Here is a 12,226-nt window from a genome sequence, read left to right on the forward strand (position 1 = left end):
CACCCCTCACAGGGTGCGGGCCACGCCCGTTTCCGTACGCGGGGGACGCCCGCTATTCGAGGCTCGGCCCGATCCGGGAGGGGCCGGCCGACGGGTCGGACAGCAGCTTGTCGTGGAGCTGCCGGCCCTCGTCCGTGAGCTGCTGCGGGCCGCTGTGCGGGGGTACGCCCGACACGCTCGCGCCGGGGGCGCGCGGAGGCTCGTACTCGGTGGGGGCGGTCACCCAGGTGTAGGCCGTCGCCGCCGCGATGACGGCCGTCACCCCGACCACCGCACGCGTCCACAGCCGGTTGCGGTGCTCGCCGGCCACCCGTACGGCGGCTGCCACGCGCGGCTCCAGCGGGCCGGCGGGCCGCAGCGCGCCGAGCCGTTCGCGCAGCACCGCGGACTGCTTCGCGGGCGCTACGCCGTCCAGTTCGGGGAGCTGGTCGGCGAGGTCGGCGTGCGCGTTGACGAGCCGGCTGCCCGCGGTGGGCGTGGACGCCTCGGTCTCCGCGGCGGTGTCCGGGAGGTCGAGCCCGACGCCGTCGTAGAGCAGTACGGTGCGGCGGTGGGCCGGGGGCAGCGCGAGCATCGCGTCCAGGAGGACGCGGTCCGCGGGGTCGGCCGGGGGCTTGTCGGGGTGCCGGTGGGACCGGCGGAACCGGTGCCACGGGGAGAGCGCGTACTCGTAAGTCGCCGAGCGCACCCACCCGACCGGATCGGGGTCGGTGGCGACCTCGGGCCAGCGCTCCCACGCCTGCTGGAAGGCGCGCTCCACGGCCTCGCAGGAGAGGGTGCGGCGGCCGGTGAGGAGGTAGGCCTGGCGGGCCAGGGCGGGGGCGGTGCGCTCGTAGAGGGCGTCGAAGGCGGCCGACGGCGTGGCCGTCGTGGCCGGGGCGTCCTCGCCGACGTCCGGGCCGGGGGCGTCCTGGGGGGCGGTACCGGCCTGCGCCGGCGGGCTGCCCGGCGTGCCGGGGTCCGCCCCGGGTCCGGCCGGTGCGGTGGCCTGGCCGGCCGGCGCCGGGTCCGGTGCGGTGCCCGTCGCGCGGTCCGCTCCCGAGCCCGATGCGGTGTCCGATGCGGTGTCAGGCCCGGCGGCCTTCCCGGCCGCTGACGCGGGGTCCGGGCCGGAGCCCGGCCCGGTGCCGCTCGTCCGGGTGGCGGCTTCGGCGTCCGCTCCGGCGGGCTGCGGGTGCGCCGGGCCCGTGCCGGTGTTCCGCGCGGCGGCCTTCCCCGAGCGCGGCTCGGACTGCGCCCCGGTGCCCGAGCCGGTGTCAGCGGCTGCGTCCTTGGCGGCACCGGTGTCCGGGGGGAGGGGGCTGCCGGGGCGCAGGGCCGAGCGGCCCCCGCCGCCTCCGCCGTGGTTGCCGCTCGCGGCGGCTCCGGCTCTGGCGGGGGACTTGGCCTCGTGCCGGGGCATCCCGACGGGGGGCTTCGCGGCCCGCTTGACGGCTGCCTTGGGCCGGGTCTGCGCACCGACGGGCCGGGTGAGCCCGCGCATCATGCGCAGCCCGAAGCGGCCCTCGGGGGCTTCGGAGGTGTCGGAGGACTCGGCGCCTTCGGCGCCTTCGGCGGCCTCGGCGGCCTCGGCGGCTGACGCCGCGTCTGCATCCGCCGGAGCGCGTCCGGTTGCCACCCCAGCGTCCGGCGCATTGCCCGCAGCCGATGCCGCGTCGGTGTCGGAGTCCGCGTCCGCGTCCGCCCCGGCGGGTCCGGATGCGGTGGCCGCGCCGCCCTGCGGCGCAGCGGCGCCGTTGGCCCGGGCGGGCGAACCCGTGGCGGCGGCGGCGCTGCCGCCCCGGCTCTGCGCGGGGTCGGAGCCGGTGCGGGGCGTACCCGAGGCGGTGGCGGCGTTGTCTTCCCGGCCCCGGTCGGTGCCCGGGCCCGTCCCGTGCTGCCCGGTCCTGTCGGGCGTGCCCGAGGCGGTGCCGGGGCTGTCGCCCCGGTCCCGGTCGGTGCCCGGGCCCGTCCCGGCCCGCCCGGGCGCACCCGGGGCGTCCGCGGGGCTGTCGCCCCGGCCGCGGCCCCGGTCGGTGTCCGGGCCCGTCCCGTGCTGCCCCGGCCGGTCCGGGGAGGCCGAGCCGTCGGTTCGGGACGTGGGGCCCGAGGGGGTGGAGGCGGCGGACTCGTCTGCCGAGAGGCGGGTCAGGAGCTTGGAGTAGGCCTCCAGCTTGCGGCCCCGGGGGTGGGTGCGCCCGGTCTCCCAGGAGCGGACGGTGTTCGAGGTGACGCCCACTGCCGCCGCGACCTCTTCGTGCGTCAGGTCGGCCGCTTCGCGCAGGCGCCGGCGTTCCTTCGGGGTGGGGAGGCCCAGCTCCGTGACGCTTTGTGTCATGCCACACTCCCCGCGACCCGGACGCCCTGACCGAAAAAGTACATAAACGTATATTGAGCGACACCACGGTCATTCGCCTGTTACCCGCCCATAGCGCGTGTCGTTGGCACCATGGCGGGGTGACCCAAGTGACCGAACGCGGGACCTCGTTGCCCACGCCCCCAAGGGCCCCCGTACGGCGCCGTTCACCGGCGGCCGCCGCGTGTGTCGTGGGTGGCGCCGTCGCCGCAGTGCTGGGGCTCGGTTTTCTCGCCGTGCTCGTCATCGTGCTGTGGATCAGCTCCCCCTACCCCGACAGCGGCCCCGGGGGCGCCCTGCACCTCGCCGCGGGCCTCTGGCTGCTCGCCCACGGGACCGACCTCGTCCGCTACGAGACCCTCTCCGGGGTGCCCGCCCCCGTCGGCCTGACCCCGTTGCTGCTGGTGGCCCTGCCCGCCCTGCTCATCCGGCGGGCCGCCCGGCTGGGCAGCGCCGCGCAGGAGGACCGGGGCGCGGAGCCGCTGCCCGCGGGCGTGGTGTTCTCCGCCGTGCTCTGCGGCTACCTCGGGGTCGGCGCCCTGGCCGTGGTGTACGCCGCCGCCGGGCCGATGCCCGCCGACCCGCTCAGCGCCGCCTGGCACCTCCCGGTCGTCGCCGCCCTCGCCGCCGCCGGCGGGGTCTGGGAGTCCCGGGGGCGGCCGCTCGGGCAGCTGCCCGGCCGGCTCACCCGGCCCCGCTACGCCCTCGCGCTGCGGGCCGGCGCCGCCGGGGTGCTGGTGCTCCTCGGCGGCGGAGCCCTGCTGGTCGGTGCCTCGCTGGCCTGGCACGGGTCGCAGGTGCAGGGCTCGTTCGCGGCGCTGACCGGGGTCTGGTCGGGCCGCTTCGCGGTGCTGCTGCTGGCCCTCGCGCTGATCCCGAACGCCGTCGTCTGGGGTGCCTCCTACGCGCTCGGCCCCGGCTTCGCGCTGGGCACCGGAGCCGCCGCGACCCCGCTCGGCTTCGCCGGCTCGCCCGCGCTGCCGGGCTTCCCGCTGCTCGCGGCGCTGCCCGGGGCGGGGACCGGCACGCCGCTGACCTGGGCCGTCGGCGCGGTACCGGTGGTGGCCGGGCTGGCGGTGGGCTGGTTCGCGGTACGCCGGGCCCGTGAGGTCTCGTACGGGGAGACCGCGCTCACGGCGGCCCTGGGCGCCCTGGTGTGCGCCCTGGCGACGGCCGCGCTCGCCGCGGCCTCGGCGGGGCCCCTCGGCTCCCGGGAGCTGGCCGCCTTCGGCCCCGTGTGGTGGCAGGCGGGCGGGGCGGCCCTGGGCTGGACCCTGGTCCTGGCGGTCCCGCTGGCCGTCACCGTGCACGCCTGGCGGAACCGGCCCGCGAAGGGCCTGGCCGGTGGTGAGGGCTCCGGGGACGCCTGGCACGACAGCGGCGTACGCGAGGTCCGCTGGGCGGCCCTGCGCCGTGCGGCGGGCACGCTGATCCCGGACTTCTCCGGTACGCCGACGGGGCCGGAGGGTGACGTGCCGCCCCCGGCCCGGGAGGAAGGGGCCCGGCCGGTGTCCGCACCGCCGAAGCGCCCCGTGCTGGTCATGCCCGGCCTCAAGCTGGACCTGACCCCGATCCCGATCCCCGCGCTGCCCGCGGAGCCGCCCCCGGAGACGGCGCTCGCACCCGCGCTCGCGCCCGTACCCGGGGCGCTCGCGGAGGCCGGAGCGCCCCTTCCGGCGCCCCCTGCGCCGCTCGTGCCGCCGGTGGGCGGAGCCCGCGTACTGACGCGCCGGAAGCCCCCGACGGGCACGACGGCGGAGCCGCAGCCGCCGCAGCAGCAGTCGGAAGCGGACCCCGTACAGGCCCAACCGGCCGAACCGGCCGCACTCCCCGGCCCGGAGGCCGCCCGGACCGACTAGCCCGACCGGCTACCGCTGGACCTCGAGCATCTTCCCGATGAAGTTGTCCGGCAGCAGGTCGTTGCACTGCAGCTCGGCCGCCTTGGTGAGGGCGTCCTGCTTGCAGACGTAGAAGTCCTTGTACGTGAGCTGCACCGCGTACGAGGACACCGCGAGCAGGATCGCCAGCGAAGCGGTCACCAGGCCGCTCACCGCCGCCGTCCGCTGGGGCCGGGCGGCGGCGCCCAGCGCCGACAGTCCGCCCTTGGCCGCACCGGCAGCCGCGGCGGCACCGGCGTCCGGAGCCGTACCCGGCCCCCGGCCCGTAACCGTGCCCACGTCCGCCGCCGAGGCCCCCGCGGTGCGCGGAGCGGGCTGCTCCCCGTCCCCGGACGGCTTCACCGGGACCCCGCGCAGTGCGCTGATGCCCCAGTACAGGGCGAGCGCGCCCAGCAGCAGCCCCATCGAGGGGATGCCGAAGACCCCGAAGAAGAAGCCCCACATGCCGGCCAGCAGCGCGTACCGCGCCCGCCGCTGGATCGGGTCCGTGGGGTCCCAGCGCGCCGGTCCCGTCCCGGGGTCCGCACCCGGTCCCGACCCTGGCTTCTGCGGGTCGCCGTCGTCACCGCCGGCGCGCGGCTCCCAGAGCTGGTCGGGCCGGCCTTCCGGGGGCGCCGCGAAGGGGTTGTCGTCGGTGGGGCGGTCGGGCTGGGGGCGGTCCGGCATCGGGTGTGTTTCATCCCCTGTGTCGTGGACGCCGCTGGGACGTCCGAGGCCTGTTTACGGCGTGTACGCCAGACGCTACCGCCCACCCGTCCCCCCGTCCCTCGGGGGCCGTCCCGTGTGCCGGTATCGTTGCAGGCGGTCGGTGGCTTCGTAGGGTCCCCCGTATCTCGGGTACCCGAAGTTTCATGCGATCGCACAAGACGAACGACGCGCCCCCGCTTCACTCCGGGAGGCGCCCCCGCTCGACGAGAAAGGGCCTCCCATGGCCGCCTCCCGCCTGGTCGTGCTGGTCTCCGGATCCGGCACCAACCTCCAGGCCCTGCTCGACGCCATCGACGCCCACCCCGGCGGACCCGAGGGCTTCGGCGCCGAAGTCGTCGCCGTGGGAGCCGACCGCGAGAACATCGCCGGCCTGGAGCGCGCCGAGAAGGCCGGGATCCCCACCTTCGTGTGCCCGGTCAAGGCGTACCCGAGCCGCGCGGAGTGGGACGCCGCCCTGACGGAGGCCACCGACGCGCACGCGCCGGACCTCGTGGTCTCGGCGGGGTTCATGAAGATCGTCGGGCCGGAGTTCATCGGCCGCTTCGGCGGCCGGTTCGTCAACACGCACCCCGCCCTCCTCCCGGCCTTCCCGGGCGCCCACGGCGTACGGGACGCCCTCGCCTACGGCGCGAAGGTCACCGGCTGCACCGTCCACTTCGTGGACGCGGGCGTGGACACCGGTCCGATCATCGCCCAGGGTGTGGTCGAGGTCAGGGACGAAGAGGACGAAGCCGCTCTCCATGAGCGGATCAAGGAAGTCGAGCGCGAGCTGCTCGTCGACGTCGTGGGGCGCCTGGCCCGGCACGGCTACCGCATCGAGGGACGAAAGGTAACAATCCAGTGACCGCCGCAGAGGCCGCAGGGACCGTAGAGACCGTGACCGCAGAGGGCGAGGACCTCGCCGCGTCGAAGCGCCCGATCCGGCGCGCGCTCATCAGCGTGTACGACAAGACGGGACTGGAAGAGCTGGCCCGCGGTCTGCACGAGGCGGGTGTCGCGCTCGTCTCGACCGGCTCCACCGCCTCGAAGATCGCCGCCGCCGGGGTGCCCGTCACCAAGGTCGAGGAGCTGACCGGTTTCCCCGAGTGCCTGGACGGCCGGGTCAAGACCCTGCACCCGCGCGTGCACGCCGGCATCCTCGCCGACCTGCGCCTGGAGGACCACCGCAACCAGCTCGCCGAGCTGGGCGTCGAGCCCTTCGACCTGGTGATCGTCAACCTCTACCCGTTCCTCGCGACCGTCCGGTCGGGCGCGACCCCGGACGAGTGCGTGGAGCAGATCGACATCGGCGGCCCCTCGATGGTCCGCGCCGCCGCCAAGAACCACCCCTCGGTGGCCGTGGTCACCAGCCCGGCGCGCTACGACGCCGTGCTCGCCGCCGCCCAGGGCGGCGGTTTCGACCTCACCGCCCGCAAGCGGCTCGCGGCCGAGGCCTTCCAGCACACCGCCGCGTACGACGTGGCCGTGGCCTCCTGGTTCACGAACGCGTACGCCCCCGAGCCGGAGGCCGTACTGCCCGAGTTCCTGGCCGGCGCCTGGGAGCGCAAGTCCACCCTCCGCTACGGCGAGAACCCGCACCAGGCGGCCGCGCTGTACACGGACGGGCAGCCGGGCGGGCTCGCCAACGCCGAGCAGCTGCACGGCAAGGAGATGTCCTACAACAACTACGTGGACACCGACGCGGCCCGCCGCGCCGCCTACGACCACGAAGAGCCCTGCGTCGCGATCATCAAGCACGCCAACCCGTGCGGCATCGCGGTGGGCAAGGACGTAGCCGAGGCCCACCGCAAGGCGCACGCCTGCGACACGGCCTCAGCCTTCGGCGGGGTCATCGCCGTCAACCGCCCGGTGAGCGTCGAGCTCGCCGAGCAGGTCGCCGAGATCTTCACCGAGGTCATCGTCGCCCCCGACTTCGAGCCGGGCGCCGTCGAGGTCCTCGCGAAGAAGAAGAACATCCGCGTCCTGAAGGTGGCGGGCACCCCGCACCAGCCGGCCGAGCTGAAGCCGATCTCCGGCGGCGTGCTGCTCCAGCAGAGCGACCTCGTCCAGGCCGAGGGCGACGACCCGGCGAACTGGACGCTGGCCACCGGCGAGGCACTCTCCGCCGACGAGCTCGCCGACCTCGCCTTCGCGTGGAAGGCCTGCCGGGCCGTCAAGTCCAACGCGATCCTGCTCGCCAAGGATGGCGCCTCGGTCGGCGTCGGCATGGGCCAGGTCAACCGCGTGGACTCCGCGAAGCTGGCCGTCGAGCGGGCGGGCGCCGAGCGCGCGCAGGGCTCGTACGCCGCCTCCGACGCCTTCTTCCCCTTCGCGGACGGGCTGGAGATCCTGACGGCCGCCGGCATCAAGGCCGTGGTCCAGCCGGGCGGTTCGATGCGCGACGAGCTGGTCATCGAGGCCGCGAAGGCGGCGGGCGTGACGATGTACCTCACCGGGACCCGGCACTTCTTCCACTGAGCCTGACGGCTGACGCCTGACGCCTGACGCCTGACGCCTGACGTACACGGCGAAGGCCGCGCCCCGCACTCCTGCGGGTCGCGGCCTTCGCCGCGTGTGCGGCCGCGCCCGTCACGCCGCCCCCTCACGCAGGCCGTGGCACGGCCATTGGTCTAATGACCGCAGGGGCAGAACCAACGGGGGAGGGGCCGTGGCGCAGTCGGACCAGGGGAACGGCAAGAGCGAGCTGGGGGAGTTCCTGCGCTCCCGCAGGGCCCGGCTGCGGCCCGAGGACGTGGAGCTGCGGACCTTCGGCGAGCGCCGCCGGGTACCGGGCCTGCGCCGGGAGGAGCTCGCCCGGCTCGCGGGCGTGAGCGTCGACTACTACGTGCGCTTCGAGCAGGGCCGCGCCGCCAACGTCTCGGACGCCGTGGTGGGAGCCGTGGCCACCGCGCTGAGGCTGGACGAGACCGAGACGGGCCACCTCCACCGCCTCGTGCGCACGGCGTCCGGAGCCTCCCGCGCGACGGCCGCTCCGGCCGTGCAGCGGGTGCGGCCGGGCCTGCTCCAGCTGCTGGGGTCGATGCCCGGCACGCCCGCCTTCATCGTGGGCCGCCGCACCGACGTCCTGGCCTGGAACCCGCTGTTCGCCACGCTGATCACCGATTTCTCGGCGGTACCGGAGGAGCAGCGCAACAAGGCCTGGCTGGTGTTCCTGCACGAGGAGACGCGCGGCCGTTTCGTGAACTGGGAGACCAAGGCCCGCGATCTGGTCGGCTACCTCCGGCTGGACCGAGGCCGGCATCCGCAGGATCCGGTCTTCGCCCGGCTGGTGGCCGAACTCTCGGAACGCAGCGCCGAGTTCAGGCGCCTGTGGGAGCTCCAGGAGGTGCGGGAGAAGACGCACGGCGGCTACCACCTGCGCCATCCGGAGGCCGGGGAGTTCACCCTCGCCTACGAGAGCCTCAGCCTGCCCGACGACCCCGACCAGACCCTGATCATGTACACCGCCGAGCCCGGCTCCCCCTCGGAGGCGGCCCTGCGGATCCTCGCCGCGAAGACGCCGGATCCGGGCGCCGTGCTCACCGGTGCGCGGCCGTAGGGGCCCCTGAGGGCTGCGGCGCACACCGGTGACCCGGCCGTGGGTCAGTACTGCGGGCGGCGGAAGTACTCGCCGGCGGCCGAGTTGGCCAGGCCGATGAGGATCCACAGGCCCAGGCCGAGGGAGATCAGGCCGGGGACGACCGAGAGCAGCAGGGGGGCGCCGCCGGACTCGTGCATGCCGCTGAGCGTCACGAGGTTGATGATCAGGCCGGCCAGGGCGAAGAAGGTCTGGATCGAGCCGTAGATGATGCCGGAGACCCGGACGCCGCCGCGGCCCTTGCCCAGCTTGGCGGCGGTCAGGATCGGCCACAGCGCGAAGCCGAGGAGGACGATGCCGCCGAAGACGAAGCCGATGCCCAGGGCGGCGGCCGCGTCGCCCGACGAGGAGCTGCCGGAGTCGAACTCGGAGGCGAACACGCCGCCGATGACGGCGAGGGCCAGGCCACCGAGGGCCGTGAGGATGCCGAGGATGAAGAGGATGACCCGGGCCCCCTTGACCCCGCCCGGCATCGGCATCGGCGAGCCCGGGTAGCCGGGGACGCCGGGGTAGGCCTGCTGCGGGTAGGCGTAGCCGCCCTGGGCCGGGATGCCCTGGGGGGCCTGCGGGGGGTAGCCGTAGGCGGGCTGGCCGCCCTGCGGCTGCTGCCCGTACGGGTTGTTCGGGTCGCCGAAGCTCATCTGGGGTGTTCCTCCGTGGAAGTGCGGGGACGCACGGCACGCGCGGAGGAGTCGCTGCAAATCGTGCGGCCCGCCCCCCGGCACTGCCCGCGGCACTACTTTCCCCGCATCGTCGTCGGGCCGGACCGGGCTTGTCCAGCGGGGACGCCCTCCACCCGGCACTTGTTGTGCAAGTGCAACGAATGCGGGACGAATGCGGGACGAAGGAGGTGCGAGGGCGGGGCGAGGGCGGGCGGAGGCGGGACGAAGGCGGGGCGGAGGCGGGACGAGAGCGGGACGAAGGCGGGGCGGAGGCCGGACGAAGGCGGGGCGAAGGGGCCGCGACTGGATCCGCGGGCGCTCCATCCGGGAGGATGGGTCCATGACTGCCCAGATTCTCGACGGCAAGGCCACCGCAGCCGCGATCAAGTCCGAACTGACCGCCCGCGTGGCGGCGCTCAAGGCCCGGGGCATCACCCCCGGCCTCGGCACCCTGCTGGTCGGCGACGACCCGGGCAGCCGCTGGTACGTCAACGGCAAGCACAAGGACTGCGCCGAGGTCGGCATCGCCTCGATCCAGCGCGAACTGCCCGCGACCGCCTCCCAGGAGGACATCGAGGAGGTCGTGCGGGAGCTGAACGCCAACCCGGAGTGCACCGGCTACATCGTGCAACTCCCGCTCCCCAAGGGCATCGACACCAACCGCGTCCTGGAGCTCATGGACCCGGCGAAGGACGCCGACGGCCTGCACCCGATGTCGCTCGGCAGGCTGGTCCTGAACGAGCCGGGCCCGCTGCCGTGCACCCCGTACGGCATCGTCCAGCTGCTGCGCCACCACGAGGTCGAGATCAACGGCGCGCACGTGGTCGTCCTCGGCCGCGGGATCACCGTCGGCCGGTCCATCGGCCTGCTGCTCACCCGCAAGTCCGAGAACGCGACCGTGACCCTGTGCCACACCGGTACCCGCGACCTGTCCGGGCTGCTGCGCCAGGCGGACATCATCGTCGCGGCGGCCGGCGTGCCGCACCTGGTCAAGCCGGAGGACGTGAAGCCGGGCGCGGCCGTGCTCGACGTCGGCGTCAGCCGCGACGAGAACGGCAAGATCGTCGGGGACGTGCACCCCGGGGTCGCGGACGTGGCCGGCTGGATCTCCCCGAACCCGGGCGGTGTCGGCCCGATGACCCGGGCGCAGCTGCTCGTCAACGTGGTCGAGGCCGCCGAGCGGGCGGTTCCCCGTGCCGGCTGAGCGGGAGCGGGAGCGGGAGCCGGAGCCCGGCACCGTCCCCGGCACCGCCCCCGAACCAGTCCAGGCCCCCGCTCCCGCCGCAGCCGCCGCCTCCGCGGCCTCCCGCCCGGTGCCGAGCTGGGCCAGGAAGGGCGAAGCCGACGGCGGGCGGACCCCGGGGCCCGGGGCCGAGGACACCGAGGAGCAGGACGGGGCCAGGTCGCGCCGCTTCCCCTCCGTCACCCTGGACACCGCGCGTCCCGAGGGCGGCGGCCGGGCCGCACCCGGCGACGCTCCGGCTCCGGCCCGGCAGTGGCCGATGCTGGCCGTCCTCGCGGCGACGGCGGCCGGACTGCTGCTCACCGCGATGGGCCACCCGCGCGGCGGCTGCCTGCTGATCGGGATCGCGATGATCGCGGGTTCGGTGATGCGCCGGCTGCTGCCCTCCGTGGGCATGCTCGCGGTGCGGTCCCGCTTCACGGACATGGTCACGTACGGCCTGCTGGGCGTGGCGATCACGCTGCTCGCACTGGTCATGGAGCCCGGGCCGTGGCTGAACCTCCCCTTCCTGGAGACCGCGGTCCGTTTCACGGTCCGCTAGTTCCGGTAGTCCCGGTAGTTCCGGTCAGGGCACCAGGCCCTCGGGAGCCCCCGCCGGACGCCCCGTGTGCCCCGCGCCACACGGGGCGGGGGATTGGGGTGCTCCTGGGTCGGATAGCCTGACGGCGGATGTCTCTTCACGTCAAGATTTACTGGGCCACGGAGCGGCGTCCTCCCAGCACATGGGGCAGGGACGCCCCACCGCCAGCTGTCTAACGGAGAAGGCCATGACCCGCACTCCCGTGAATGTCACCGTCACCGGCGCCGCCGGCCAGATCGGCTACGCGCTGCTCTTCCGCATCGCCTCCGGCCACCTGCTCGGCGCGGACGTGCCGGTCAAGCTCCGTCTTCTGGAGATTCCCCAGGGCATGAAGGCCGCCCAGGGCACCGCCATGGAGCTCGACGACTGCGCCTTCCCGCTGCTCGCCGGCATCGACATCTTCGACGACCCGAACAAGGGCTTCGAGGGTGCCAACGTCGCGCTGCTGGTCGGCGCCCGCCCGCGCACCGCCGGTATGGAGCGCGGTGACCTGCTCTCCGCCAACGGCGGCATCTTCAAGCCGCAGGGCAAGGCCATCAACGACCACGCCGCGGACGACATCAAGGTCCTCGTCGTGGGCAACCCGGCCAACACCAACGCGCTCATCGCGCAGGCCGCCGCCCCGGACGTACCGGCCGAGCGCTTCACCGCGATGACCCGCCTGGACCACAACCGCGCGATCTCGCAGCTGGCCGCCAAGACCGGCGCCGCCGTCTCCGACATCAAGCGCCTGACCATCTGGGGCAACCACTCGGCGACCCAGTACCCGGACATCTTCCACGCGGAGATCGCCGGCAAGAACGCCGCCGAGCTGGTCAACGACCAGGCCTGGCTGTCGGACGCGTTCATCCCGACCGTCGCCAAGCGCGGCGCGGCGATCATCGAGGCCCGCGGCGCGTCCTCGGCCGCCTCGGCCGCCAACGCCGCCATCGACCACGTGCACACCTGGGTCAACGGCACCGCCGCGGGCGACTGGACCTCCATGGGCATCCCGTCGGACGGCTCCTACGGCGTCCCGGAGGGCATCATCTCCTCCTTCCCGGTCACCACCAAGGACGGCCGCTACGAGATCGTCCAGGGCCTGGACATCAACGAGTTCTCCCGTGCGCGCATCGACGCGTCCGTGCAGGAGCTCGTCGAGGAGCGCGACGCGGTGCGCGAGCTCGGCCTGATCTGATCGGTTCCGTACGGCCCGGCCGCGCAGGCCCCCGTACGAGCGGTAC

The 12,226-nt window shown here is 74.8% G+C and carries 10 protein-coding genes; 7 read left to right on the forward strand and 3 right to left on the reverse strand.

What is annotated here, in order from left to right; genetic code table 11:
- Positions 1 to 52 precede the first annotated feature (52 nt).
- The gene (locus ACFWNV_RS10990) at positions 53 to 2,317 is read right to left on the reverse strand and encodes a helix-turn-helix domain-containing protein (protein WP_383943854.1); all 2,265 of its coding nucleotides are present in this window, start codon (positions 2,315 to 2,317) and stop codon (positions 53 to 55) included.
- A gap of 119 nt (positions 2,318 to 2,436) precedes the next feature.
- On the opposite strand from ACFWNV_RS10990, the gene ACFWNV_RS10995 reads away from it, so the two are divergent.
- On the forward strand, positions 2,437 to 4,194 hold the full coding sequence (locus tag ACFWNV_RS10995) for a DUF6350 family protein (RefSeq protein ID WP_383943857.1): 1,758 nt from the start codon (positions 2,437 to 2,439) through the stop codon (positions 4,192 to 4,194).
- A 9-nt stretch (positions 4,195 to 4,203) separates the two neighbouring features.
- On the opposite strand, the gene ACFWNV_RS11000 is transcribed toward ACFWNV_RS10995, so the two are convergent.
- Complete coding sequence (locus tag ACFWNV_RS11000) at positions 4,204 to 4,899, reverse strand: hypothetical protein (protein ID WP_383943860.1); 696 nt, start codon at positions 4,897 to 4,899, stop codon at positions 4,204 to 4,206.
- A 262-nt stretch (positions 4,900 to 5,161) separates the two neighbouring features.
- Here ACFWNV_RS11000 and purN point away from each other — a divergent pair, with 262 nt between their 5' ends.
- The 3 genes from purN to ACFWNV_RS11015 all read left to right on the forward strand — a co-directional run bounded on the left by purN (position 5,162) and on the right by ACFWNV_RS11015 (position 8,479).
- The gene (purN, locus tag ACFWNV_RS11005) at positions 5,162 to 5,785 is read left to right on the forward strand and encodes a phosphoribosylglycinamide formyltransferase (RefSeq protein ID WP_383943863.1); all 624 of its coding nucleotides are present in this window, start codon (positions 5,162 to 5,164) and stop codon (positions 5,783 to 5,785) included.
- Between the two features lie 32 nt (positions 5,786 to 5,817).
- The gene (gene purH / locus ACFWNV_RS11010; RefSeq protein WP_383943866.1) at positions 5,818 to 7,398 is read left to right on the forward strand and encodes a bifunctional phosphoribosylaminoimidazolecarboxamide formyltransferase/IMP cyclohydrolase; all 1,581 of its coding nucleotides are present in this window, start codon (positions 5,818 to 5,820) and stop codon (positions 7,396 to 7,398) included.
- Between the two features lie 190 nt (positions 7,399 to 7,588).
- Positions 7,589 to 8,479, forward strand: coding sequence for a helix-turn-helix transcriptional regulator (locus tag ACFWNV_RS11015; protein ID WP_383943869.1), 891 nt, complete (start codon positions 7,589 to 7,591; stop codon positions 8,477 to 8,479).
- Positions 8,480 to 8,523: 44 nt separating this feature from the next.
- On the opposite strand, the gene ACFWNV_RS11020 is transcribed toward ACFWNV_RS11015, so the two are convergent.
- Entirely contained in the window at positions 8,524 to 9,159 is a 636-nt protein-coding gene (locus ACFWNV_RS11020; protein ID WP_383943872.1) for a hypothetical protein, read from the reverse strand.
- A 361-nt stretch (positions 9,160 to 9,520) separates the two neighbouring features.
- On the opposite strand from ACFWNV_RS11020, the gene ACFWNV_RS11025 reads away from it, so the two are divergent.
- The 3 genes from ACFWNV_RS11025 to ACFWNV_RS11035 all read left to right on the forward strand — a co-directional run bounded on the left by ACFWNV_RS11025 (position 9,521) and on the right by ACFWNV_RS11035 (position 12,180).
- On the forward strand, positions 9,521 to 10,384 hold the full coding sequence (locus tag ACFWNV_RS11025; protein ID WP_383943875.1) for a bifunctional methylenetetrahydrofolate dehydrogenase/methenyltetrahydrofolate cyclohydrolase: 864 nt from the start codon (positions 9,521 to 9,523) through the stop codon (positions 10,382 to 10,384).
- A complete protein-coding gene (locus ACFWNV_RS11030) occupies positions 10,374 to 10,964 on the forward strand; it encodes a DUF3017 domain-containing protein (protein ID WP_383943878.1) in 591 nt (196 codons plus the stop codon). The genes ACFWNV_RS11025 and ACFWNV_RS11030 overlap by 11 nt, the downstream gene beginning before the upstream one ends.
- Before the next feature lie 226 nt (positions 10,965 to 11,190).
- Positions 11,191 to 12,180, forward strand: a complete 990-nt coding sequence (locus ACFWNV_RS11035; protein WP_383943881.1) for a malate dehydrogenase — start codon at positions 11,191 to 11,193, stop codon at positions 12,178 to 12,180.
- Positions 12,181 to 12,226 lie beyond the last annotated feature (46 nt).

The organism is Streptomyces sp. NPDC058401 (assembly GCF_042722885.1).
Classification (GTDB): domain Bacteria; phylum Actinomycetota; class Actinomycetes; order Streptomycetales; family Streptomycetaceae; genus Streptomyces.